Source organism: Mycobacterium innocens (assembly GCF_900566055.1).
Taxonomy (GTDB): Bacteria; Actinomycetota; Actinomycetes; order Mycobacteriales; family Mycobacteriaceae; genus Mycobacterium; species Mycobacterium innocens.
This window is the reverse complement of the sequence record NZ_UPHQ01000184.1, coordinates 1-25,900: the sequence shown is the minus strand read 5'-3', so window position 1 is coordinate 25,900 and position 25,900 is coordinate 1. Positions and strand designations below refer to the sequence as shown.

General features: G+C 64.3%; 15 protein-coding genes. 8 read left to right on the top strand and 7 right to left on the bottom strand.

Going from position 1 to position 25,900, the window contains the following annotated elements; all coding sequences use genetic code 11:
• Positions 1-48: 48 nt before the first annotated feature.
• The 4 genes from nbtC to EET03_RS17915 all read right to left on the bottom strand — a co-directional run bounded on the left by nbtC (position 49) and on the right by EET03_RS17915 (position 5,892).
• Positions 49-3,108, bottom strand: coding sequence for a nocobactin polyketide synthase NbtC (gene nbtC, locus EET03_RS17930; protein WP_279637711.1), 3,060 nt, complete (start codon positions 3,106-3,108; stop codon positions 49-51).
• A 13-nt stretch (positions 3,109-3,121) separates the two neighbouring features.
• Entirely contained in the window at positions 3,122-4,429 is a 1,308-nt protein-coding gene (locus EET03_RS17925) for a beta-ketoacyl [acyl carrier protein] synthase domain-containing protein (RefSeq protein ID WP_082274790.1), read from the bottom strand.
• Complete coding sequence (locus tag EET03_RS17920; protein ID WP_075544067.1) at positions 4,426-5,184, bottom strand: thioesterase II family protein; 759 nt, start codon at positions 5,182-5,184, stop codon at positions 4,426-4,428. Before EET03_RS17920 ends, EET03_RS17925 begins: the two co-directional genes overlap by 4 nt.
• Before the next feature lie 150 nt (positions 5,185-5,334).
• Positions 5,335-5,892, bottom strand: coding sequence for a GNAT family N-acetyltransferase (locus tag EET03_RS17915; RefSeq protein WP_063471776.1), 558 nt, complete (start codon positions 5,890-5,892; stop codon positions 5,335-5,337).
• A gap of 241 nt (positions 5,893-6,133) precedes the next feature.
• On the opposite strand from EET03_RS17915, the gene EET03_RS17910 reads away from it, so the two are divergent.
• From EET03_RS17910 to EET03_RS17900, 3 genes are read left to right on the top strand one after another with little or no spacing between them, the layout of a single operon-like run.
• A complete protein-coding gene (locus EET03_RS17910) occupies positions 6,134-11,164 on the top strand; it encodes a non-ribosomal peptide synthetase (RefSeq protein WP_099193631.1) in 5,031 nt (1,676 codons plus the stop codon).
• A gap of 8 nt (positions 11,165-11,172) precedes the next feature.
• Positions 11,173-15,729: a non-ribosomal peptide synthetase gene (locus tag EET03_RS17905; RefSeq protein ID WP_099194223.1), complete on the top strand. Its 4,557-nt coding sequence runs from the start codon at positions 11,173-11,175 to the stop codon at positions 15,727-15,729.
• 26 nt (positions 15,730-15,755) lie between these two features.
• Complete coding sequence (locus EET03_RS17900; protein ID WP_208649086.1) at positions 15,756-19,223, top strand: non-ribosomal peptide synthetase; 3,468 nt, start codon at positions 15,756-15,758, stop codon at positions 19,221-19,223.
• Here the strand turns inward: EET03_RS17900 and EET03_RS17895 are convergent.
• A complete protein-coding gene (locus EET03_RS17895; protein ID WP_075544064.1) occupies positions 19,172-20,596 on the bottom strand; it encodes a SagB family peptide dehydrogenase in 1,425 nt (474 codons plus the stop codon). The genes EET03_RS17900 and EET03_RS17895 overlap by 52 nt on opposite strands.
• 260 nt (positions 20,597-20,856) lie before the next feature.
• Between EET03_RS17895 and EET03_RS17890 the strand changes: the two genes are divergently transcribed.
• Positions 20,857-21,360 carry an MTB12 family secreted protein gene (locus EET03_RS17890; protein ID WP_075544063.1) on the top strand — a complete coding sequence of 168 codons (504 nt, stop codon included), beginning with the start codon at positions 20,857-20,859 and terminating at the stop codon, positions 21,358-21,360.
• A gap of 14 nt (positions 21,361-21,374) precedes the next feature.
• Here the strand turns inward: EET03_RS17890 and EET03_RS17885 are convergent, their stop codons facing one another.
• Positions 21,375-21,566 (bottom strand): hypothetical protein, encoded by a 192-nt coding sequence (locus EET03_RS17885; RefSeq protein ID WP_208649085.1) that lies wholly within the window; start codon positions 21,564-21,566, stop codon positions 21,375-21,377.
• 94 nt (positions 21,567-21,660) lie between these two features.
• Positions 21,661-21,975: a type II toxin-antitoxin system VapB family antitoxin gene (locus EET03_RS17880; RefSeq protein ID WP_063471781.1), complete on the bottom strand. Its 315-nt coding sequence runs from the start codon at positions 21,973-21,975 to the stop codon at positions 21,661-21,663.
• Between the two features lie 216 nt (positions 21,976-22,191).
• Between EET03_RS17880 and hrcA the strand changes: the two genes are divergently transcribed.
• The 4 genes from hrcA to EET03_RS17860 all read left to right on the top strand — a co-directional run.
• Positions 22,192-23,223, top strand: a complete 1,032-nt coding sequence (gene hrcA, locus EET03_RS17875; protein WP_075544061.1) for a heat-inducible transcriptional repressor HrcA — start codon at positions 22,192-22,194, stop codon at positions 23,221-23,223.
• A 59-nt stretch (positions 23,224-23,282) separates the two neighbouring features.
• The gene (gene dnaJ / locus EET03_RS17870; RefSeq protein ID WP_099193630.1) at positions 23,283-24,431 is read left to right on the top strand and encodes a molecular chaperone DnaJ; all 1,149 of its coding nucleotides are present in this window, start codon (positions 23,283-23,285) and stop codon (positions 24,429-24,431) included.
• Between the two features lie 18 nt (positions 24,432-24,449).
• Positions 24,450-25,196, top strand: coding sequence for a 16S rRNA (uracil(1498)-N(3))-methyltransferase (locus tag EET03_RS17865; protein ID WP_075544059.1), 747 nt, complete (start codon positions 24,450-24,452; stop codon positions 25,194-25,196).
• Between the two features lie 275 nt (positions 25,197-25,471).
• Positions 25,472-25,900: PE family protein (locus EET03_RS17860; RefSeq protein WP_136625721.1), on the top strand; the 429-nt coding region annotated here is incomplete at its 3' end.

Here is a 25,900-nt window from a genome sequence, read left to right as displayed (position 1 = left end):
GTGGCCCCACAACAGATGCAGCCGAGATTCGCTCGGCAGCTGCCATGTTCACGGTGCGCCAAGCTGCGCCAAAATGTCCGCAACCGAGGCCCCGCCGAGAAGATCCGAGACCTCTAGGTCGTGATTTAACTCGGCCTTGACACGTCGCCGTAGCTCTAGTGCCTGCAAAGAATCCAGGCCGATCGCGACCATGGGGACGGTGACGTCGATTGTTTCGGCGCGATCGACACCAGTGACCTCGGCGAAGAGGTGTATCAACTGCCGCGGCAGTTCGGTCCGCTCTGCGGAAGCCCTCATGTCGACGAGCGGCGGGCTCAGCTGCGACACCAACGGACCATATCCCAACGTTTCCAGCACCGGCCGCGCGCGATCGAAGTCGAATGCCGCGACGATGGCATTGTGACGAAACGACGCCATTCCCATTGTGATTGCATCGCCGGAAGACATTGGAAGGACACCGATCCGGGACAGCCGTGCCATACCGGCGGCATCGAGATCATGATGTACCCATTGGCCCCACTGCACAGAAACACAGTCCAGACCCTGGGCACGGAACCGGTGCGCCATCGCGTCGAGCATTCGATTGGCCGCCGCATACAGGACCTGGCCACGACCACCGATCGTCGCCGCCGCCGAAGAGCACAGAGCCACGCGACAGTTGTCCGTCCGGGGGAAGGCTTGCAGTATTCGGGAAATGCCAACAACCTTGGCGCGCAACGCCTGATTGGCCTTCTCGGCGGTGATGTCCGCATACTCGATGACCGCGTAGGCGTCGACGGCGGCATGGATGATCAGATCCGCGGGTGTATCCCGATTTGCCGAGGCCAATTGTGACACTGCTGCTGGATCCCCCACGTCGCAGCTAGTGACCCGGATTTGGGTCGGGGTGGCCGAACGAATCTGTTGCAATCGAGCTGCGACCGCGGCAGTCTCCCCGGATCTGCTCACCAGGGTGATTCGTCGCACGCCGCGGTGGGCGAAGTGATCGCAGAATTCGAGCCCGAGGTTTCCGGTCCCTCCGATGATGAGCGCATGTTCGGGAGGCGCGATACCGGAGGCGGCGTCGCGGGTCTCACTTTCGACGAGCCGCTTGGCGTAGAGGCCGCCGTTGCGGAATGCGAGCTCCGGTTCTTCGGGGGTGTGGACCGCCGCGAGGATCGCGTCCGCCGATTCTGCTGCCGTCAGCCCGGCCGGCAGATCGAGATGACGAAACCTCACGTCCAGATGTTCGGCGCCGATGCAGCGAAAGCCTGCGCTGGCCGCCGCGTGCACGGGATCGGGCGGTACATCATCGGCGATTACCGCCTCACCGGCGACCGTCACCAGCCAGCAGTCGCTAACCCCGTCGCTGAGTGCCGGCCACCACGTGCGGTTGCCAAAGAACGTCGCGACCTCGGCTGCGGCCGCCCTGTCGCCCAGCGCCGGCGATTGCGGAATAAGGATTACCTGGGTGTCGAGATGGCCTTGGACAACCGCATTTTCGCCGCCAATCAGGCATGCGGCGGCGCCGAGTTCTCCGGCCGCCATACAGACCGCGGAGACCAGGTCCGAGCAGAATCCAGTGTGATCAGCGATTCCAATGACACGCGGTGGTAGCAGCGAGCGCTGCGACAACCGTACCCAGTTCTCGGCGAGACGTCGCGCCGGCGTGGTCTCGGGAACCGGGCGTTGTCCCTCGGCCACGGCCATCGATGCGGTAGCAGGGGGTTGGTGGGCATGGTGCGCCTGGACATCCTCATATGGCAGCCACAGCCGGGTCTGGTGCATGCAAGTATTGGGAAAATCCAACAACGGCAGGGAGATTGGTCCGCCCGACGGGGTGCCCAAACAATCCCACGAGTAGTCCAGGTCATGGAGAGCCAGCTGAGCGAGGTTGCGGGTGAACTGGTCGAGATCTGCTGCCGCTCGGTCTGTGGTGCCCACCACCATCCTCGGGCGGTCATCCGACTGCGTGGCGAGATTCTCGTGAATCGCCAATTGGAGCGTGGGGTGTTCGGCCAGCTCGACGAACGTGTCGACGTCGCGCTGCACCGCGGCCGCGATAGCCCTGTCGAATCGAACGGTATTGCGCAGGTTCCAGAACCAATATTGGTCCATCGGCAGGTCGGGTGTAATGGGGCCACCGAGGGTGGCGCCAAGGCAGTCGATCTCCGTGTCGAGGAACTTCGGATTCTGCAATTGGCGTTGCATGGCTACGCGCGCCTTGGCGCCAAGCTCGTTGATCAAGCTGGTGTGCGCCGGGTAGTGCACCCGAATGATCCGCGCAAACGTGCCGCGCTGGGTGAACGTGTCGACGATGCGCTGCACCATTTCTCGATCACCCGAAATGCCCACCATGGCCGGGGAATTGACCACTGACAGCTGCGCCCAACCCGGGCTACGCGCCAGTATGTCCTCACAGGTGTCGCGGTCGGCGGCGACGACTGCCATCGCATAGTCACCGGAAGCGAACTCGTCGGCGGTTTGTGCGCGTATCGCGACGATCCGGACCGCATCTGCCAACGTGATTGCGCCGGATACGTACGCCGCGGCGATTTCGCCTTGGCTGTGGCCGATGGTGACGTTGGGCACAATGCCGAATGATCGCCACAAGGCGGCCAGCCCGGCCATGTGCGTGAACAGGGCCGGTTGGACGACGCCAGCGCGGTCTTCGGCCGGAAAACGTTCGTTGAGAAGGTAATCCAATGGGGAGTCATTGAACTGTGTCGCGAAGGCCGCGGCGCAGCGATCCGCCTCGGCACGGAATGCCGGCATCGATTCATAGAAGAGCCGCCCCATCCCAGGTCGTTGGCTTCCCTGCCCGGGGAAAACGTATGCGCGGCGGCGGATGGTCGCGGGTGTGTTTGTCCGTACCAACGAAGGATGTTCGCGGTCACTGACGACCGCCTGTAGGGCCTCGACAAGATCGTCACGATCGGCAACCATGGCCAGGGCTCGGTGTCGACGTGCGGTCCGTGTCCGAAACAACATTCCGGCGATCGCCTGTGGTGCGACGTCGGGATGATCTGCCGCATAGGAAAGCAGGGAGGCGGCCTCGTGGCGCAACAAGTCAGGAGTGTCCGACGACAGCAGGACGGGTACGGTGCCGTTCGGAAGCTGGTAGGTCAGCGGTGTCACGTTGTCACACCCCGGTATTCACCGGCATCGCGATGATCGCATGGGCATTGGCGCCTCCGGCGCCGAACGAGGACACGGCGCCGTACCGGACGCCACGTTTCGGTTTCCACTGATGCAGTTTTGTCGCCAATCGCAGGCCCGTCATATCCCAGTCCAACTTCTTGGTCGGGTTGTCCGAAAAGAGAGTCGGCGGAATCTGACCGTGCGCGCCGGCGAGCAGCAGCTTGATGAGGCCAAGTACTCCTGAGGCTGCTTGCGCATGTCCGGCATTCGACTTCACCGAGCCCACTAGCGCCTCGGAGCCCAATGCGCCGTAGGTTCGGAAAAGAGCCAGCAATTCCACCGGGTCACCCGCTGGAGTCGCGGTGCCGTGTCCCTCGATCATTCCCACATCGACAGGGTCGATTCCCGCCGCAGCGATCGTCTTGCGCATCAGTTGCTCTTGCGCGCGCACGCGAGGAATGAGGATCGGCTTTCCTTTGCCGTTGTGGTTGGTGCGAACGGCCAGGATGCGTCCGAAGATGCGATGTCCCAATTTCCGTGCCCTAGACTCACGTTCGACGAGAACCATCCCGGCGCCTTCGCCCCAGACAGTACCGGTAGCGTCGTCGGAGTACGCGCGGCAATGCCCGTCATCGGAAAGGGCATGAAGCCGTGCAAACTCGTAGAAAGCGGCCGGCGAACCCATCACACACACCGCGCCGGCAAGCGCCCATTCGCACTCGCCCGTCTGAACCGAGGTAGCGGCCAGTTGCAGTGCGGTGAGCGATGATGCACACGCCGAATCTATGGCTATTGACGGACCGATCAGCCCAAGGCAGTGCGAGATCCGTCCAGCGCCACCGAGCTGGCCCATACCGACGAGCCGGTGTCCACTGTAGGCGTCGACCGTAGCCACCCGGGGGCCGTACTCCGTCTGCGACATGCCGACGAAACAGCCGACGTCTGCGCCCTCGAGCGCGCCGGGGTTAATTCCGGCGTTTTCCAAGGCCTTCCACGCCACTCGCAGCACGACTCGCTGCTGAGGGTGCATCGCGATGGCTTCCCGATGGGTGATGCCAAAGCAGGTGGGGTCGAATGTGCCTGCGCCGTCGAGGAATCCGCCGGCGTCGCAAACATGTCCCCAGCCATCGAGCCGGGATAACGACTGCAGTTCATCGAGGGGCCAGCCGCGATCGCGCGGAAAGGGTGCGATCAGCTCCTTGGCTTCGGTCAGCGCCGACCACAAGGCGCTGGGTGTATCGATTCCCCCGGGGGCCTCGACAGCCATGCCGGAAATGACGATGGGATCGATGGAGGCGTCGTTGCTCACGCGGTCTGCTCACATCGCGCGCTCGACGCCAACAGCTCCGCGACAGCGCCGATGTGTGACTTCAGGTAGAAGTGCCCGCCGTCGAACATCGTGACCCTGGCGGTGTCGGTGTGTCTGCCCCACCCGTAGAGATCGGCCAGCGTGATGAACGGGTCCTGATCACCGCCCATGGCGTGAACCGGGGTCGCTATCTTGACATTTTCAGCGCAGGAGTACGCGTCAAAGGCGTGGTAGTCGGCTTTGATCACGGGCAGTGCAATTCTCATGAGGTCGCGGTGCGCGAACACGTCGGTATCGGTTCCCTCGAGCGCTGCCAGATGGTCGAGGATGTCCTCGTCGTCCTTGGGGTGTGGTGGTTTGGCCGCGACTCGGCACGGTGCAACCGCGGCGGACACGTTGAGGTGCCGCACGTCGATTCCGCTGGTTTCTGCGATCCGGACAAACTCGAAAGCCACCAGCGCCCCCATGCTGTGACCAAATACGACGATCGGAACCCCGCGATGGTGTTGTGCCGTCGAAAACTCAGCGAATGCCCCGGCAGCGATGTCGGGAAGCGAGTCCAAGGGGGCTTCAGCTGCCCGATCTTGGCGTCCCGGGTATTGGAACACGATGACCGCGAACGTCGCGCTGAGCACCTTCGAGAAGTCGCGATAGGCCGATGCGCCGGACCCGGCATGCGGAAAGACCAGCAGCGGAAGGCTGTTGGCCGAATCCGGCCGATGGAACTGCCTCATCCACCCCACAGTGCGCGGCATGCACCAATACCCCTTCGCTTACGGTCGCTGCGCGACAGCCGCAAGAGCCATGCAACTTAGCGAAGGCTAACATAATCTCCGGGTGCCCTGGGGTGGGCCTGGCTAGGCGACCCGAATGTTTGGCGCAGTTGCCTGGCGGGCTGTCCGCCGCTACCGCTCGCGGACCATCAGGGCAGCGCGCTTGTCGGGCAGATCGAGGTCGGTGATGCGCCGGAACCCGGCACGCTCAAACGCCCGCACCGACCGCATGTTGTCGACGTCGGGTTCGGCCACCACTCGGGTGGCGCGCGGATCCGCATCCAGCTGCCACGTGCAGACCGCACGCAGCAGGTCGACGGCCAGGCGCTGGCCGCGGCATTCGGCCGGGCCTAGGAGTAGGTGCACGCCGGCATCGTGGTCGCGGGCGGCGTAGTACTGGGCCAGCGGGTCCAGATCGGCGCGGTAGAGCTCCCAGTAGCTCATCGGGACGCCGTTGAGCACGCCCAGGTACGGGGTCGAGTGGCTACTGCGGTGCTGTCGGCGCAGGTAGGAGGCGATTCGGACCCGCGGCCACGGCTTCCCCCAGAAGCGGGCCACCTCGGGATCGTTCATCCAGGAATGCACCAGGTCAAGGTCGCGGCTGGGGACGAGCCGACGCAACCAGAACTCACCGGAGAACCGATGATGGTCCAGCGCGGCGCGGCGTTCCCGCAGGTCCAGCGTGTTCACCGCATACCTCCCGACCGAACGACCCGCACAATTCGCATGAACGTATCGGACGCAGGGTTGATCCGGTCCCGTAGCCGCTATAGCCGCAACAGCCATCAAACTTAGCGAAGGCTAACATAAGCCCCTGTGCGGGGACGTTGCTCAGAGCAGACGGCATTTCCTTGGCCGGTGGAGAGAGGTTCATTGATGCGTGTGGCGTCGTTGCAGGTCAAGACTGGCGGATCGCAGGAGTAGACGAAGCATGGCAGACGATGTGAAGACGATGCAGGAACGGCGCCGGGAACTGCTGCGCCGGCGTATTGCCGAAAGCGGTGTGGCGGCGCGGGAGTCGGCGGGTGCGGCGCGCATCTGTGCGGGTGAACGCTACCAGCTGTCCGGCGGCCAGCGCCGGATGTGGTTTCTGCAGGCCATGGACCCCGCCGACGTGACGTTGAACATCTGCGTTGCCTATCGACTGACCGGTGCGGTGGACCAGGCGCGCTTGCGGGCGGCTTTCGCCGATGTTGTTGCGCGCCACGCTATTTTGCGCACCACATATGCGGTGGATAGCGAGGGGGAGCCCTATCAAGTTTTCTCCGACGATGTCGAGATCAATTGGCGAGCCGACGATGTGACCGCTCTTGCGCAAGAGGGACGCGAGCGGCAGATCGAACACTTGGCCCGGCAGGAGTTCGGCCGGCCATTCGACCTGACGAACGAGCTGCCGCTCCGGATCACCCTGATACGCACCGGTGCGGACGAATTCGTGCTGCTTTTGGTTGTCCACCACGTCTGTTGGGATGACGACTCCTGGGCCGTGTTCTTCGCCGATCTGAGCGCTGTCTACAACCGTCGCCAACTGAGCGGCCCTGCGCCACAGTTCATTACCGTCGAAGTGCTCGAGGCCGCGGCGGAACCTACCGTTGCTGATGTGGGCTACTGGGCGGACACGTTGCGCCCGACACCCGAACCGGTGGAGCTTCCCGGTGCGGCCGCGCCACACCCGTCCCGGCGGGCTGCCCGTCGCATTCGGGCGGTGCCCGTCGACCTGTTCTGCCGGGTCGAGGAATTTGCCCGAAAACGCTCCGCCTCACCGTTTATGGTGTTGTTGGCGGTCTTTGGGGTGTTGGTGCGGCGTTATACCGGCGCAACAGATTTCCTCGTCTCCGTTCCGGTCACCGATCGCAGGGCGAGGGCCGAGGGTGCCATCGGGTATTTCGGCAACACGCTGTTGCTGCGGGTCGCCGCGCGATCAGACGATAAGTTCACTTCGTTCGTCGACGCGGTGCGCGAAACCTGTCTCGCCGGCTTCGCCCATCAGTCCGTCGGCATCGATCGTGTGGTCCGCGAAGCAAACCCAGAGCGGATGGGACACGATGGCATGGACCGGCTGGTTCGACTGGGTTTCAGTATGCGTAAGAGCGCCGGTGGATTGGTGTTGGACGGCATCAGTGTGCGACAACTCGAACTTGGCGCGGTAGCCGCCCATCTTCCGCTTGCCCTGGCGGTTGTACTCGACGTGGAAGGCGTGTTCATCGAGTGTGAGTATCAAACCGATGTGCTCAGCTCTGCAGTCGTCGACCAGATGCTGGCTCACTACCTACGGCTGTTGGACAACGCGCTACGTGAGCCCGGGCGGCGCGTCGCGAGTCTCGACCTGCTCGGCGCTGGCGAGCGGGATGCCGTCCTGGCAAAGTCGCACGGCGCACTGGTCGACACGCCCGCTACCACGATGGTCGCGGTCTTGGAAGCACCCGCGGTCGCGGCCCCCGACGCGGTCGCGCTGATTTCCGACGAGGCAGAGCTGAGCTATGCCGAACTGCACCGGCGTGCGAATCGCTTGGCGCGCTGGCTTGTCCGGCAGGGAGTGGGTCCCGACGACATCATCGGCTTGCGCATGGCCACGTCGATAGAGTTCATCGTGGCCGTGCTGGCGGTCCTGAAGGCCGGTGCAGCTTACCTGCCGATCGACCCGGCCTACCCGGCTGAGCGCATTGAATACCTGGTCACGGACGCCCGCCCACAGATGGTCATTTGTCGCCAGGAATTCGACGCCGCCGTGTGGGCCGCCGCCGAGATGTCGGACGTCGAGCTGACCGATGCCGACCGGCGGCACGCGTTGCGTCCCGAACACTTGGCCTACGTCATCTACACGTCCGGCTCCACCGGCCAGCCCAAGGGCGTGGCGGTCTCGCATCATGCGATCGCCGACCACGTCACCGGTTTCATAGCCGAATGGAGCATGACCGTCGAGGACCGGTTGTTGCAATCGTCGTCGGTGAGCTTCGATGCTTCGCTGCTCGACATCTTCGTCACGCTGTCGGTTGGCGCGGCGCTGGTTGTGCCCAAGCCCGGGGCTTTCGGTGACATTGGCTACGTCGCTGATTTGATCACCCGCCACCGCATTACCGTGCTGCACATGGTGCCGTCCATGTTGAGCACCCTGCTGATGCTGCCGCACGTCAAGCAATGGCAGGCGTTGCGTCACGTGCCGGTGGGAGGCGAAGCGCTTCCCGGTGAGGTGGCCGACAAATTCGCCCGCTACTTCGACGCGGAGTTACGTAATCACTACGGCCCGACCGAGGCGGTTGTCTGCTCGACGCACATCCTGGTCGAAGGGTCGTACGGCGCGCGCGTGGTGCCCATTGGTGTGCCGAACCGCAATGTGTACGCCTACGTACTTGACGAAGAGTTGCAGCCGGTGCCGGCGGAGGTGATCGGTGAGCTGTACCTCGGGGGTGTTCAGTTGGCACGCGGGTATCTGGGGCGTCCCGGCCTGACTGCGCAGCGGTTTGTCGCCGACCCGTTCAACCCCGGCATGCGGTTGTATCGAACTGGGGATTTAGTGCGTCGCAACATCTCTGGATGCTTGGAATTCATCGGCCGAGCCGACGAGCAGGTCAAGGTTCGTGGCTACCGTATCGAATTGGCAGAGGTTGAGTCCGTGATCGCGACACATCCGGCGGTGCGGCACTGCCTGGTTGTTGCCGAAGATTCCGAGGCTGGGCCCATGCTTGCCGCATACCTGGTCCCAGCGGCTGATTGCGCCCAGGTGGCTCTTGACGAGATCCGCGCACATGCTGCCTCGGTGCTGCCGGAATACATGGTGCCCAGTGCATTTGCGGTGATCCCCGACGTACCGCTGACTGTCAGCGGCAAATTGGATAAGCGGGCACTGCCCGCACCAACGCCTATCGCGGTGCGCCGCTACCGCGAGCCGGCGACGCGGACCGAGCGACGGATGTGCGAGATCTTCGCCCGGCTATTCGGCTGGGAGCGAGTCGGCGCTGAGGACTCGTTCTTCGGGCTGGGCGGTCATTCACTGCTGGCGGCCCGGCTCGTCGCACAGATCCGTGCCGAGTTCGGTGTCGAGCTAACCGTCCGCACCGTGTTCGATACCCCGACCCCGGCTGGACTAGCGGCCGCGCTGGTCGAGCAGTTCCGTGCCGAGTTCGAGATCGACCTGGACGCGCTGGATGTCGAGGACGCGTCCGATGACGCTTCCCATGACCCTCAGTCCGGGCCACAATCTGTTCGCCCAGAACTCGTCGAATCGGTTCGGCCGGAACGGCTCCCACTGTCGCACTCCCAGCTCGCCGTGTGGTTCCAATATCGGATCAATGGCGCGCGTGACGGCTTCAACATGCCATTTGCGCTTCGCTTCGACGGTCCGCTGAACCCCGTCGCTCTTGCCAAGGCGCTTAACGATGTCGTGGCCCGACATGAGGCGCTACGCACCAATTTCGCTGAGCACGAAGGCGTTCCGTATCAGATCGTGCACCCCAGCCTGGATCTGGAACTAGCTATCCAGACGATCGACGCGGGCCACCTCGACGAGGCGATGGCGCAGCTGCGCCGGCATGTGTTTACCCTGGAATCCGGGTCGCTGGTCAGAGCCACCCTGTTTGCGCTGGGACCTGATACGCACGTGTTGTTCTTGATCGTGCATCACATCGTTAGCGATCACGCATCGCTGGGTGTCGTCTTTGACGATCTGGTCGCTGCGTATCGCGCCCGGCTGCAAGGAGAGGAGCCGCAGTGGGCCGCGCTGCCCGTCCAGTTCGCGGATTACGCATTGTGGCAACGAAATGCGCTGGGGTCCGGGTGGGGACACGCTGAGCTGTCGTATTGGCGTGATGCATTGGCTGGCTTACCCGATGAGATTTCGATAGCGCCTGACCACTCGCGTCCGCCCGTGCTCGGAAAGCGCGGGGAGGTGGTGAGTTTCACGGTCCCCGCAGCGCGCAGGGCGGCCCTTATTCAGCTTGCCGAGGAAAATGGCGCGACCGAGTTCATGGTCTATCAGGCCGTCCTCGCGGTATTGCTGCACAAGCTCGGCGGCGGCACCGACATCGCAGTTGGCAGCCCGGTGGCGTGCCGGGTCGAATCGATCACAGAGAATCTGATCGGCCTGTACGCCAACGTGGTGGTGCTGCGCAACGACTTGTCTGGCGATCCAAGTCCGCGCGCCATGCTCGCCCGCAGCCGCGACACGGTGCTCGATGCGTTCGCACACCAGGAACTTCCCATCGAACGGTTGGTCGAGGCGCTCAACCCGCCGCGTTCGCTGTCCCGAAACCCGCTGTTTCAGAACATGATCCATTTTCGTGGCGAGGATTGGGCGCTAGTACCACGCGATCTCACCAGGACGGGCGAAACCACCGTCGTTCCCGTTCCGATTGACTTCGAGGTTTCGTTACTGGATTTGGATGTCGGGATGAGCGTGACACCGCAGAGAGAACTGCACGTGCGGGTTGTCGCCAATGCCGATCTATACCAACCTGCGACCGTCGCGCTGATTGCCGATGCTCTCAACGCCGCGCTCGATGCGTTCGCGATGACACCGGACCGTCCGGTGTCCACGTTGGAGTTGCTGCCCCCCGCTGACTTGGAGAAGCTGCTCGCTCCGCCAAGCCCTCCCGTCGCTATTCCGTCGGAACTGGTCGCCGGCGGCTCGGCGGAAACCGAGCGGGTCCTGGTCGCCTTGCTGGAGGAGTTGCTCGACATCACCGGCGTCGACCGCGATGACAACTTCTTCGCTCTGGGCGGTGACAGCATCATTTCCATCAAATGGGCGGCGCAGGCCACCGCGCAGGGCGTGGCCTTTACCCCGGCAATGGTGTTCGAGCACATGACCATCGCCGAGCTCGCCGCGGCAATTGATGCGGCCACCGAACCGCTGGCGGCCGAGGCCGATTCGGCGCCAGAGCAGGAATACACGCCGATGAGTGCATCGGGCCTGAGCCGGGAGGCGTTGGCCGAGCTGACCGCATCCTGGCTCAAGGAGTCGTGAACGCCATCATGACCGCAGCTCCGCCGCAGATCGAAGACGTTCTCGCTCTCAGCCCGCTGCAGGAAGGGTTGTTCGCCCTATACCGAATGGCCGCGGACAGCATCGACCTTTACACCATGCAGTTCGTGATAGATATCGACGGACCGGTCGATGTCGAGCTGCTTCGCCGCAGCGCTCAAGCCATGTTGGACCGGCATGCGAACCTGCGCGCCGCCTTCTGGGATCGCGATTTACCCAAACCGGTGCAGATCGTACCCGCCCACGCCGAGCTGCCATGGTCCGAAAGGCTCGCGCTGCCAACGGAATTCGATGCTATCGGACGATCGGAGCGGCACCGACCGTTTGATCTGCGTCGTGGGCCGGCATTGCGCGTTGTTCTGCTCACCGTTCCCGGTGAGACCAGGCGGCGGATGATTTTCACCGCGCATCACATTCTGGTGGACGGTTGGTCGCTTGCCGTGTTCTTCACCGAAATGCTCGCCGTGTATCGGGCGGCGGGATCGGCCGATGGGCTGCCAACCGCGCGCCCCTACCGTGACTACATCGTATGGCTCGCCCAACAGGACAGGGCGGCTGCGATCGCCCAGTGGACCGCGTATCTGAAGGGTGTGTCGGGACCGCTCATGGTCGCCGACGGCACAATCGCTGCGGGTGATGGCGTGCCGGAGAAGACGAAACTGCTGTTACCTGCGTCCGATACGGCACGTCTGCGAGAGTGGGCCGGCCGCAACGGCCTCACGCTCAATACCGCAGTGCTTTTCGCCTGGGCTGTGGTGCTCGGTAGGCTCACCGACCGTCGCGATGTTGTCTTCGGCACTATCGTCTCCGGCCGACCCGAAGATTTGCCCGGCGTCGAGACCATGGTCGGATTGTTCATCAACGCTGTGCCGGTTGTGCACCAGATGAGCAGCAGCGAGTCGGTGGTGAAGCAATGCGCCCGGTTGCAGCGCGAGTCATCGGCGATGCGTGACGTCGGTTATCTGAGCCTGTCGGAAATCCAGCGTGAAAATGGTCACGGAACCCTGTTCGACTGCCTATTCGTGTTCGAGAATGCACCGATCGAGGACGCCATCCGCACCGTTAGCACACCCGACGGCATCCGCTTTTCTCCGGTAGAGATGGAAAGTCTGACGCACTACCCATTGACTGTGGTCTCGCACCGCAGCGGCGACGAGCTGGTGGTGCTGGTCGAGGTGATTCGTGAAGCGCTGCCGCATCTTCCGGCCCCCGAGATCGGTGAGCGCCTGCTTGCCGTGCTGCGACAACTGCCCGATATCGGCGACGACACGCCAGACGCGCTGGATATTCTCACCGCGGCGGAGCGCGCAGAGTTCGATGATCTTGGGGCGCGGTCGGTTCCGTCCCCGCATACGACGGTGTGGGAGATGTTCGAGTGGCAGGCCCGCGCCACACCGGATGCCGTCGCCCTGACCGCCGGCGGTGGTGAGCGCTATACCTATGCCGAATTACACGCTGAGGCGAGCCGGCTGGCGGGGGAGCTGGCCGAACAGGGCGTAGGTCCGGAAGCGGTCGTTGCGCTGGTGCTGTCGCGCTCGACCAGATCCCTCGTCGCCATCCTGGCCGTGCTCGCCGCCGGCGGCGCCTATCTGCCCGTCGATGTGACGCTTCCTGAACTTCGTATCGAATCTATGTTCCGCCAGGCAAATCCGGTGTTTGCAATCACCGAGGCCGGTTATTCAAAGCTAGTCGGCGCAAGGGTTCCCATGTTGGTTCTCGACGATCCCGGCGTGGCCGAGCGCATTTCGCGACGTGCTGCCGCCGCGCCGGTGGTTCGCCGTCATCCGCAACACTGCGCCTACGTCATTTTCACGTCTGGCTCGACCGGTGAACCCAAGGGGGTCATCGGCACCAATGCCGCGTTACTCAGTTATTTCGCCGACCACCGCGAGCGGGTCTACCGGGAGGCCGCAAGGCGTCTAGGCCGCCGGCTGCGGATCGCACACGCCTGGTCGTTAAGCTTTGACGCCTCGTGGCAGCCCATGGTTGGCCTGCTGGACGGTCACGGGATTCATCTGTTCGACGCCGACGAGATACGCGATGCGGATCGGCTGGTGAAAGGTATCGGCACTTACCGGATCGACATGATCGACACTACTCCGTCGATGTTTGTGCAGCTGCGTGCTGCCGGATTGTTGGATCACAACCTTTCGGTATTGGCCCTGGGCGGCGAAGCGATCAATGCGGCACTCTGGGGGCAGTTGCGCGCGCTATCGACGGTCCCGGCCTACAACGCGGTCTACAACTGCTATGGGCCCACCGAAATGACGGTTGAGGCGGTGGTGGCCCCGGTCCACGACTACCAGACACCGACAATCGGCACGGCGAACGCTGGAACCTTCGGGTACGTCTTGGATTCCGCGTTGCGGATAGTGCCCACCGGGGTGGTAGGTGAGCTTTACCTGTCGGGCGCGCAGCTGGCCCGCGGCTATGCCGGCAGCACAGCACTGACCGCCGCTCGCTTCGTGGCCGATCCGCTGCGCCCTGGACAACGCATGTACCGCACTGGTGACTTGGTCCGTCGCATACCTCATGGCGGCTACGCCTATGTGGGACGCAGCGATACCCAAGTCAAAATCCGCGGCTACCGCGTCGAGATCGGCGAGATCGAGGGCGCCCTGCGTAGCCAGCCCGGGGTACACGACGCGGCAGTCTCCGTTGTACGCCGTGATGGCGGCACCAGCTTGGTGGGCTTCGTTGTGTGGCAAGCGAATGCGGACGCTGACCCGGTGCGACTGCGTTCCGCGCTCACCGAACACCTGCCCGCGTACATGGTTCCGGCTCGGATCGTGGCATTACCTTGGCTGCCGGTGAACGGCAACGGCAAGCTGGACAGCCATGCATTGGACCGGCTGGCCGAGAGCGCCGTCCCGCACGTCACAGGCGGTGGCGCGGAGTCGGCATCTACCGCTACCGAGCGGTCGCTGTGCAGAGTATTCGAAGAGCAATTCAACGGCGTGGTGCCGCACATCGACGACGACTTCTTCGCGCTCGGATTAGACAGCATTGTGGCGATCTCGTTGGCCCACAAGGCTCGACGCCGGGGCCTCGCATTGAGTCCGCGGATGGTGTTCGCCGCTGCGACAATTCGGCAACTCGCAGTCGCGATCGACGTTGCGGCCGATTCGGGTCCGTGCGTTGAGAATGACCAATACGGTGAGGTCCTGCCGCTGCCGATAGTGTCCTGCCTTTACGAGTATGGCAACTATCGTCGCTTCACGAACACCATCCTGCTTCGATTGCCCGGCGACATCGAGCGTTCCTCAATTGAGCTGATGCTGCAGTTGTTGCTGGATGGACATGACACCCTGCGATCGATTCTGGCCGACACGCCCGACGGGCCGCGTCTGGTGACACGCGAACCTGGCGTGGTCCGCGCCGCCGACCTACTTTCCCACAGGGAGCTGACGAAATCGACTGACACCGAACTGAACTCGGTTATAAGACATGAGACGCGGAGAGTGATCGACGAGATTGATCCCCGCGCGGGAGCGATGGTACGTGCGGTTTGGCTGTCTGGCGTGGACCAACAGGTGCTGCTTCTCACCGTGCACCACTTGGCGGTGGATGTGGTGTCCTGGCACATCATGGTTGGCGATATCGCCGACGCGTGGCGTTCGTTGACTTCGGGCGCAACGCCGAAGGCGCTGCCAGAGTTCACTTCGTACCGCCACTGGTCGGAGCTGATGTGGAAACGAACGGCCACACCGGAGGTGCGGAACCAACGCGAATACTGGGTCGCCCAAGTCCGCAGACCCGATCCCGCGTTGGGTGCGCGACATCCAGACCCTAGCCGGGATACCTGGTCCACGTTGCGGATCACCCCGATCGTCACTCCGGTTCAGGTCACTGAGCGGGTGCTGGCCGCAGTCACCAGAGAGGAGGGACTGCGCGAATTCTTGCTGGCCGCGATCACCATTGCCGTCGCGAGCTGGCGTGGTGTTCATGCGCAGGATCCGTCTTCCGGCGTGCTCATCGCTCTGGAGAGCCATGGGCGTGCTGATGCCGCTCTCGACACCGACACTACGAACACCGTCGGTTGGTTTACCAGCGCGTTTCCGGTGCGGCTCGGAACCGGTGCTGCGGCTGTCGATATCGAGCAGGCCGAGGCAGATCCGCAGGCCGCCCGGGCGGTACTCGATTCGGTAACTACCTATCTCACGGCGATTCCAGACGGAGGTTTGGATTACGGTCTGCTTCGTTACGTCGACCACATCCCCGAATTGCAGGAGGCCCCCGACCCGCAAATCATGTTCAATTACATGGGTCGGCTGGACCTCAGCGGCGTCACGGATCAACCTTGGTCACTACTGACCTGGCCTCAAATTGAATTATTACCGGTCGACCCCGAGCCAGATCTGCCACTGCGCTTTGCCCTGCACATCAGCGCACTTGTACGTTCTACGCCCGAGGGTCCGCAACTTACCGCGAACTGGCTGTGGAGTGATGCTCTATTCACACCCTCAGATATCGACCGTTTGACGCAATTCTGGCAACGTGGCATCGCCGCGCTTGCCGCTGGTATGACTGAGAACGGAGCGGAATGAAGCCGGTGCGGGGGATGGACGGCGAAGTGGACCGGATCAGCAGGGACGCCATCAGGGCGACGGTTGCTGCCCAGCTCGGATGCGCGGCCGCAGACGTGGCCGACCACGACAATCTCATTCGGCTGGGCCTGAATTCGATCCGTATGATGGCGCTGGCCGGCGGCTGGCGTAAACGTGGTGTCAACATAACTTTCGCCCAACTTGCCGCCAGCCCCACGGTCGATTCGTGGCACGCTCTGCTCACCGCGGATGAGATGGGAACGGCGGCAGAGCCACTCGCAGCTCAGCTCCCCGAGCCGGCAGCCGAAGAAACCCCATTCCCCTTGGCCCCCATGCAACACGCGTACTGGGTCGGCCGCTCCGATGAACAGGAGCTTGGCGGTGTCGCGGCCCATCTCTACGTCGAATTCGACGGTGCGGGAATAGATCCCGGACGCCTGGAAAGGGCGGTGTCCGACCTCGCCGCGAGGCATCCGATGCTTCGCACCCGATTCCTCCCGGACGGGACTCAGCAAACGATGCCCAGGCCGGGCGGGCCGGTGTTCGGCGTTGTCGATCTGCGTGGGCACAGCTCCGAGAAGGTCGAATCAACACTGGCGGAGCTGCGCCATCGTAAGACTCACCAGCGCCTGGGAATTGAAGGTGGTCAGGTCATCGATATCACGCTGACCCGGTACGGCCAGGACCGTACTCGGCTGCATCTGGACGTTGACATGCTGGCCGGCGACGCGATGAGCTATCGCGTTGTGGTGTCGGACCTGGCCGAACTGTACTGGGAAACAACGCTGCCGGCCCCCGGTTACAGCTACCGGCGTTATCGCACCGAACGCCACGAGGACCGCGCCGCGCGGGAGCGGGACCGACACTGGTGGCAGCAGCGGTTGCCCGAGATGCCTGGCGCGCCGGAACTGCCGACCGTCCCGATCGGCAACCGTACCGCCTCGTATCGCACTATCCGCTACGAGCACTGGTTGGTGCCGGAAGCAAAGCAGCGATTGATAGCCGGTGCCCATGCGCGTGGGATCACCCCGGCCATGGCGTTGGCGGCGGTCTTCGCCGATATCATCGGCGCTTGGTCTGCGCAGAGTAGGTTTACGTTGAACGTTCCGCTATTTCAGCGTGAACCGGTGCACCCGGATATCGACCGTGTGGTCGGAGACTTCACTTCCTCGATCATGCTCGAGGTGGACGTCACCGAAAACATGTCAGTCGCCCAGCGGGCCTGCGCGATTCAACGCAGTATGTACGAAAGTGGTTCACACGCGGCATATTCCGGACTTGAAGTGTTACGCGATCTGGGAAGATACCGGGGTAAGCCGGTGCTGGCGCCGGTGGTCTTCACCAGTGCACTCGATCTCGGTGAGCTGTTTACCGACAAGGCAGTCGAGACCTTCGGTGAGCCGGTGTGGATCATCTCGCAGGGGCCTCAGGTGTTGCTGGATGCCCAGGTCACCGAGTTGCGCGGCGGGTTGCTGCTCAATTGGGACGTACGCGAGTCCGCCTTCCCGCACGGTCTGATCGGCACGATGTTCGCCAACTTTACCGGAGCGGTCGAACGGCTTGCTGCAGGCGATGCCGGCTGGGACGCTGAGGCCGCCGTCCGGTTGCCTGCCGCGCAGGCACAGTTGCGTGCGGTGATCAACGCGACCGACGGTCCGGTGAGTGGCAGGTGTCTGCATCAAGGGTTTTTTGAGCATGCGGCGGCAAACCCGGACGCGCCGGCGGTGGTCTGGGGCGTGGGCGAGGTAGGAGGCGCATGGAGTTACCGAGAACTCGCGGAACACTCCCTTGCCGTCGCGGGAGCACTGCACGCTCTCGATGTACGACCCGGCGATGCGGTTGCCGTCCAGTTACCGAAGGGTCGCGATCAAATCTTGGCCGTGCTCGGGGTACTCGCCGCCGGGGCCACGTATGTGCCAATCGGATTCGACCAGCCGGATGCGCGGCGCGCCAAGATCCTTCAGACCGGTGATGTCGTTGCGGCGCTGGCGGTCGAGGGGGCCGATGTCGGTGCACCGATTCCGTGTTTATCCATCGATGAGGCACGCAATTTTCCGGAACCGCTTTTGGAGCCGGCTTTCCCCGATACCGGCGAGATCGCGTACGTACTGTTCACGTCGGGTTCGACCGGGCTACCCAAAGGCGTCGAGGTACCGCACAGCGCGGCGATGAACACGATCGACGCGCTGAACGAGTGGTTCGGGGTAGGCAGCAACGATCGAGCGCTTGCGTTGTCCGCCCTCGAGTTCGATCTCTCGGTCTACGACATCTTCGGTATGTTCTCGGTGGGTGGGGCATTGGTAGTGGTCGATGCCGGGCAACGACACACGGCGACTACATGGGTGGAATTGCTTCGCCGCCACAGGGTTTCGATTCTCAACTGTGTGCCGAGCATGCTCGACATGATTCTGGAGCTAGGCGGGGATCGGCTGGGTGATTCGTTACGTGCCGTCATTCTCGGTGGTGACTGGGTGGGCGCTGATCTGCCCCGCCGGCTAGCCAAGCAGGTCCCGGGATGCCGGTTCGCTGGCCTAGGCGGTGCGACCGAGACTTCGATCCACCACACGATGTGCGAAGTGGTCGGCGAACCACCGGCGCACTGGGCGACGGTGCCGTTCGGCATCCCGCTACGCAATGTACGGTGCCGAATCGTTGCGCCCTCGGGTCGCGACTGCCCGGACTGGGTTGCCGGTGAATTGTGGGTCGGCGGCGCAAATGTCGCTGCGGGCTACCGGAATGACTTGCAACGGACCGCAGATCGTTTCGTCGAATACAGCGGTATTCGCTGGTACAAGACGGGTGACATCGCCAGGTACTGGCCCGACGGCACCATTGAGTTCCTGGGCAGGGCAGACAATCAAGTGCAGATTCGCGGGTATCGGGTCGAGCTTGGCGAGGTGGAGAGTGCGCTTCGTACGGTACCCGGCGTGCGCCATGCCGTCGCGGCCGTCGTCGGTACCAGCGCGCCCAAGCTGGTCGCTGCTGTCGCGGGCGATCCGGGCGAGGTCGGCGATGTCACGGCGGCAGTCGCAAATCTATTACCCGGCTATATGATTCCCCGTCGCACCGTATTCTTCGAGCAGATCCCGCTGACCGCGAACGGCAAGCTGGACCGCCGCGCCGTGGCCGCGCTGCTGGAACCCGGAGCCACAGATCATGAGGACGGTGCTGCACGTAACGATGTGGAGGCCGCGCTCGCTGGAATTGTCGCCGAGGTGTTGGGCGTGGATTCGGTTGGTGTGCAGGACGATTTCTTGGCCCTCGGCGGCGATTCGGTGTTGGCCACCACGGTCGTCGCGCGGGTACGCGACTGGCTGGACATCGATCATGCCTTGGTCTCGGACTTGTTCGCCACCCGAACGGTGGCCGGATTCGCCGAACGGCTCGGTGCCCGGGAGGCTGAGCGTGGCACGCCGGAACGACTGCCGATCATCGCCCGCCACTACCTCGAGGTCGCCGCATTGACCGATGTGGAGGTCCTCGCCGAGGGATAGCTTTCGGCAGGCGAGCCGATAATGATACTGCCGACGTTGCACTCTTGGAGCTCGTCGACTCCGGTGGCCGCGACGAAAGCGGCTGTGTCGCCGAAGCCTTGCGCGCAGGCGCCTAAGCCCATCGCTGTCGCGACCAGATAAATCGTCTGCATGAGGACGCCAACATCCTTGAGAATCGCCGCGTAGCCGACCTGTTCGTAGGTCCACATGATGCGGCCGGAACGGGCGGCGAGAACGACGAGCACTTGCGGCTCGGCACCTTGGCGCAGTGTCGCCGCAGCCGGTTTTATCAGTTGGGACACGGCTTTTGACTCCGCGGGTGCCACCGGTCGCAGCACATGGTCGAAGGAGTCGTAATGATACATGCCGGGCTCGAGTCCGGTGACATGTCGCACCACCGGGTAGAGCTCGAGTTCATAGAGGCCTCCACCGGAAGGGTATGGCCGCGACAGCAGTTCTTCGCCCTCGTCGACCGGCAGCATGCGTCGCGTCCGGGCGGTGCGGTACAGCAACTCGCCGAGTTGTTCGATGGTGACCGGGTCGGTGTCATCGAATGTCCTTGTCGATACCCGGTCTTCGAGGACGGCGGTCAGGGGCGGATCCTGTGTCCGGGTAGCCGTCAAGTCGGGAACGAGAAGAGGGATCGGCCGGCCCGGATAGTTCGCCCTGCGGGCGGGCGGCTGGGGGAATCGGCCTTTTGCCCACTTGGTCGGCCCGAAATGGTCCCAGGTGATGGTGCGCTCACCAAGAGTGCTGCGTCGGTGAAACCACAGATCCGGTGCGCTCCAACTACGGGTCTCGAATCTGCTGTCCTCGTCGCCAGCCGGGACGAGCATGCCGCACCAGCGTAGGTCATGGACGAAGTGCGACGTGACCGCAGTCGCCATGTTGTGGCCGTCTGCTCCAGGCGCATCGAGTAGGGCGAGCAGCCAGGCATCATGGATGCGCACGTCGCACCACGCCAGCGGATGCTCGAGGATGAAACCGTCTGTGTCCCGGTGCAGCACGGCGAACTTCGACAGCGCGAGGGATCCCGTCGGCGGCGGTTCCGGCCGGGCCGGGGGTCGTCCGACCGGCAGTATGGAGTAGAGGTCTTTTCCATTGTCGCGCACCGTAATTGCCAGCCAGCCGTTCGCCATGAGTTGATCGATCAGAGCGCCCACACCGGATTCGTCTGCTGCCGTAGAGATCTTCGAAATCGACGCCGGCCCTCCGTTGAGGGATTTCAATGCCTGTAGTTGAGCCGAGGATAATCGGGTCAGCTTCTCGCTAAGCGGTGGATTCAGCAGCACAGCTCCAGCAGGCGTAGTCAAGCAGGTGACGCCGGAACGGAACGCGAATGTTGTCTGGTCGGGATAGCTGAGCGCGCGCAAGTCGCCTCCCCTTCCGTTCCTCCAGTGCAATTCGCCGTGCCAAGCCCATCAGCGTAAGTCAGCGGTGCGCCAATCAACAATGACGCATCCGGACTCGTGAACCGAATCAGTCGGTAGGTCTATCCTCAGGGGGCGGGCATGTAGTACAACGTGGCGCAAAACCAAACGGCATTGGCACCTGGCACAATTGCCATCAAACAAGTGCCATCAAACAAGTGCCATCAAACAAGTGCCATCAAACAGACAAGTCGAGGGGGAACATGATCATGAAGTCAGTCGCTACGGCTGCGGCAGTGGTCGCCGCAATCGGCGCTGCTGCCGCGGGTGTGACGTCCATAGCATCCGAGAGCTCGGCGGTAAACCAGGTGCTGCCGGTGGTCTTCGGAGCGCCCTTGCCGCAGGACCCCGCCCCCGCCGCAAACCTGCCGACCGCCGCTCAATTGACCACCCTGCTCAACAGCCTTGCCGATCCCAGCGTCTCGTTCGCGAACAAGAGCGACTTGGTCGAGGGGGGTATCGGCGGGACCGAGGCACGCCTGGCTGACCACGAGCTGAAGAAGGCCGCCAAGAACGGGGACCTGCCGTTGTCGTTCACCGTGTCCAACATCGAGTCGGCCGGCGCCGGGACTGCCACGGCCGACGTTGCCGTCTCCGGCCCCAAGTTGACGTCGCCGGTCACGCAGAACGTCACGTTCGTCAACCAGGGAAGCTGGATGCTGTCGCGCAGCTCGGCCATGGAACTGCTGCAGGCCGCTGGACGCTGACCCGTCGTAGCGTTTCAGCGCGCCAGATCGAGCTTGGCGATGCGCTGCGGAACGGCCAGCACGCCGATTGCGGCGATCCTTGCGTTGCACACCCGGAAGCCCATGACCGCGGCGGGGCGGCCGGAGTCGAAGACGGCCGCACCGTTGACGGTCGCGGGCCGCACCTCGCGTTCGGGTGCCGCATGGCTGCGGGCCAGTGCGGCCACGGCCGAAGCTCCGTGCGCCGAGCGGACGGCTCCGGGTCCAAGGTCGCCGCGCAACACGATGCCGGGGTCGAGCAGCGAAACCAGCCGGTCGAAGCTAGCTCGGGCGACCCGGCTGCATGTCCATGTCGAACACCCGCGCATGCAGCACCGTCCGGTTACGCAGCGCCGCTTGCACCGCCCGGTGCAAGCCGTCCTCGAGATAGGTCACCCCGCGCCACTTCACGGCGTGCGGGAAGAGGTCGCCGTAGAACGTGGAATCCTCCGACAGCAATCGGTCCAATGCGAGCACCGTGGTCGTGGTGACCAACTCGTCGAGGCGTATCTGTTGCGGCGGAATCTGCGACCAATCCCGATAGGACAACCCGTGGTCGGGATACGGCTTACCTTCCCGCACGCCCTTGAAAATCATTGGCGGATCGCCACTGACGCGCCGTGGGAGCCGCACATGATCATGCCGAACAGGCTAGTCGCAAAGGCGCCGTGGAAGCAGAGCTCCGCCTAATCTGCGGGATCCGCCGGCCGGCGCCGTCCCCGTGACGCGGTGCTATTCCACAGCTGGACGTTCTGGCACTTCCGAGACCGTAAAATGAACCCGGCCGACCGGGCATGAAGGAGGTGACAGTCGATGGGAAGCGCGGACGAGCGCCGCTTCGAGGTGCTGCGTGCCATTGTTGCCGACTTCGTCGCCACCCAGGAACCGATCGGCTCGAAATCGCTGGTAGAGCGCCATAACCTGGGGGTGTCCAGCGCCACGGTCCGCAACGACATGGCGGTGCTGGAAGCCGAGGGATACATCACCCAGCCGCACACCAGCTCCGGGCGGGTCCCCACGGAGAAGGGATACCGGGAGTTCGTCGACCGCCTCGACGACGTGAAGCCGCTGTCCAAGGCGGAGCGGCGGGCGATTCAGAGCTTCTTGGCCTCCGGTGTCGACCTCGACGATGTGCTGCGCCGGGCGGTGCGGCTACTGGCCCAACTGACCCGGCAGGTCGCGGTGGTGCAGTACCCGACGTTGTCGAGCTCGACCGTTCGCCACCTGGAAGTCATCGCGCTGACCCCGGCACGGCTGTTGATGGTGGTGATCACCGACTCCGGGCGGGTGGACCAGCGCATCGTCGAACTCGGCGACGTCATCGACGACCACCAACTGTCCCAGCTGCGCGAGTTGCTCGGGCAGGCGCTGGAAGGCAAGAAGCTCTCGGCGGCCTCCATCGCGGTCGCCGACCTTGCGGGGCAGCTGAGCGGTGCCGGCGGTTTGGGCGACGCGGTCGGCCGCTCGGCGACGGTGTTGCTGGAGTCGTTGGTGGAACACACCGAGGAGCGCCTGCTCATGGGCGGCACCGCGAACCTGACCCGCAACGCCGCGGACTTCGGGGGGTCGCTGCGCTCCATCCTGGAAGCGCTCGAGGAGCAGGTGGTGGTGCTGCGACTGTTGGCGGCACAGCAGGAAGCGGGCAAGGTGACGGTGCGCATCGGCCATGAAACGGAGGTCGAGCAGATGGTCGGGACCTCGATGGTGAGCACCGCCTACGGCTCCAACGACACCGTCTACGGCGGCATGGGTGTGCTGGGGCCGACCCGGATGGACTACCCGGGAACTATCGCCAGTGTCGCCGCGGTTGCCATGTATATCGGCGAAGTGCTGGGTGCTCGATGACCGCGCACCCGCTGCAGAGGTTGTGGACAGCCGCGTAGCGCGGCACAGGAAGGTTAATCGTGGCACGCGATTACTACGGGCTGCTCGGCGTCAGCAAGGGCGCCAGCGAAACAGAGATCAAACGGGCATATCGCAAGCTGGCCCGCGAACTGCATCCCGATGTCAATCCCGACGAGGCGGCGCAGGCGAAGTTCAAAGAGATCAGCGTCGCCTACGAAGTGTTGAGCGACCCCGAAAAACGCCGGATCGTCGACTTGGGCGGGGATCCGCTGGAAAGCGCCGGCGCGTCGGCCTCCGGGTTCGCCGGCTTTGGCGGCCTGGGCGACGTCTTCGAGGCGTTCTTCGGTGGCGGCTTCGGCGGCGGTTCGGCGTCGCGCGGCCCGATCGGCCGTGTTCGCCCGGGTTCGGACTCGCTGCTGCGCATGCGGCTGGATCTCGAGGAATGCGCGACCGGAGTCACCAAGCAGGTCACCGTCGATACCGCGGTGCTCTGTGACCGCTGCCAGGGCAAGGGCACCAACGGCGATTCCGCGCCGGTGCCCTGCGACACCTGTGGTGGCCGCGGCGAGGTGCAGACCGTCCAGCGTTCGCTGCTTGGGCAGATGCTGACATCGCGCCCGTGCCCCACCTGCCGCGGTGTCGGGGTGGTCATTCCCGACCCCTGCCATCAGTGCATGGGCGACGGCCGGGTGCGGGCGCGCCGCGAGATCACCGTCAAGATTCCCGCCGGTGTCGGCGACGGTATGCGGGTGCGGCTCGCTGCCCAGGGTGAGGTCGGTCCCGGGGGAGGGCCGGCGGGCGACCTATACGTCGAGGTCCACGAGCAGGCCCATGACATCTTCGCGCGCGAGGGCGACGACCTGCACTGCACGGTGTCGGTGCCGATGGCCGACGCGGCGCTGGGCGTCACCGTAACACTGGACGCCATCCTGGACGGCCACAGCGAGATCGTCATTCCGCCGGGGACCCAACCGGGTTCGGTCATTACGCTGCGGGGCCGCGGGATGCCGCACTTGCGCTCCAACACTCGCGGAGACCTGCACGTCCACGTCGAGGTGGTGGTCCCCACCCGGCTGGACCACCACGACGCCGAGTTGTTGCGCGAGTTCAAGAACCGCCGAAGCCGCGACGTGGCCGAGGTACGGTCGGCGCACGGCGCCGGCGGCGGGCTGTTCAGTCGGCTGCGCGAAACCTTCACCGGGCGTTAGCCGGTTGGCGGCGCGCACATGGTGGCGACGCTGTTCTACGTCGACGCGCTGCCCGACACCGGCGCGCTGGCCGTGGTGGACGGAGGCGAAGGCTTTCACGCCGCCACCGTGCGGCGGATTCGTCCCGGCGAGGAGGTGGTGCTCGGCGACGGCGAGGGCGACCTGGCCCGCTGCCGGGTCGAGCGGGCCGGACGCGACGGCCTGGCCGCCCGGGTGCTGGAGCGTTGGAGCGCTGTGCCGGCACGGCCGGCGGTGACGGTGGTGCAGGCGCTGCCGAAGTCCGAGCGCTCCGAACTGGCGATCGAGCTGGCCACTGAGGCCGGCGCCGACGCGTTCGTGGCATGGCAGGCGGCGCGCTGCGTGGCGAGCTGGAACGGTTCGCGCGTCGACAAGGGGCTGCGCCGGTGGCGAGCGGTCGCCCGCTCGGCCGCGCGGCAAGCCCGGCGGGCCTATATCCCGCCGGTCGACGGCCCGCTGTCCACGGCCGCGTTGACCGTCCGGGTCCGTGACGAGGTGGCCCGCGGTGCGATGGTGCTGGCGCTACATGAGTCGGCGACCGACCGGCTTGCCGATAGCGCTGTGGCGCAAGCGGATTCACTGCTGCTCCTGGTTGGCCCCGAAGGTGGCATCGCGCCTGCCGAGATCGACGCGCTGACCGGCGCCGGAGCCGTCGCGGTCCGGCTGAGCCCGACGGTGTTGCGGACGTCGACCGCGGCCGCGGTGACGCTGGGCGCGCTCGGGGTGCTGACCCCCAGGTGGGATTAGGCATCTTCGGCGATGCGGCACCCGTCGGCAATGTGGCGGTACGAAGCGGTAAAGGCGGCAGCGACGGCGACCTGTCAATCCGTAGTGGCCGCATCAGCAGGCATGGACCGTGGCGGTGTCGACCCAACCAGTCCACGCACGGTTCTCGTCATCTGCTCACTGCTCAGAAAAGCCCATCGCCTTAGCGCAAATCAGCGCATTTCCACCCGAATCAGCACTCCTTCATGCTACTTTCGTAGCCCTTACCCGCGACGGTGGCCAGTCGGGAGGCACCGATGTCGTATCTAGTTCTAGTCGCATTCCCAGAAATGCTGTCGACGGCAGCGGCGGACATGGTGGACATTGGCTCATCGCTGACGGCGGCCAACTTCGCCGCTTTGGCCCCGACTACGGCAGTGGTGGCAGCCGCCGGCGACGAGGTCTCGGCTGCGATCGCGTCGCTGTTTTCTGGCCACGCCCAGGAGTATCAGGCGCTGAGTGCGCAGGCGGCGGCGTTCCATAGCCAGTTTGTGCAGGCGTTGAGTGGGGCGGGGAGCGCGTATGCGGCCGCTGAGGCGGCTGCGGCTAACCCGTTGCAGACGTTGGTGGACAGTGTCTTGGGTGTGATCAATGCGCCCACCAATTTGCTGTTGGGGCGTCCGTTGATCGGCGACGGTACCAACGGGGCGGCTGGGACCGGGGCTGCTGGCGGGGCGGGCGGGATT

What these genes read in the sequence shown, in the direction of transcription:
- EET03_RS17905 (WP_099194223.1), top strand. Translation starts at nt 11,173, where the DNA reads ATGACCGCAGCTCCGCCGCAGATCGAAGACGTTCTCGCTCTCAGCCCG.
- EET03_RS17890 (WP_075544063.1), top strand. Translation starts at nt 20,857, where the DNA reads ATGATCATGAAGTCAGTCGCTACGGCTGCGGCAGTGGTCGCCGCAATC.
- hrcA (WP_075544061.1), top strand. Translation starts at nt 22,192, where the DNA reads ATGGGAAGCGCGGACGAGCGCCGCTTCGAGGTGCTGCGTGCCATTGTT.
- EET03_RS17920 (WP_075544067.1), bottom strand. Translation starts at nt 5,184, where the DNA reads ATGCCGCGCACTGTGGGGTGGATGAGGCAGTTCCATCGGCCGGATTCG.
- EET03_RS17910 (WP_099193631.1), top strand. Translation starts at nt 6,134, where the DNA reads ATGGCAGACGATGTGAAGACGATGCAGGAACGGCGCCGGGAACTGCTG.
- EET03_RS17880 (WP_063471781.1), bottom strand. Translation starts at nt 21,975, where the DNA reads ATGATTTTCAAGGGCGTGCGGGAAGGTAAGCCGTATCCCGACCACGGG.
- EET03_RS17865 (WP_075544059.1), top strand. Translation starts at nt 24,450, where the DNA reads ATGGTGGCGACGCTGTTCTACGTCGACGCGCTGCCCGACACCGGCGCG.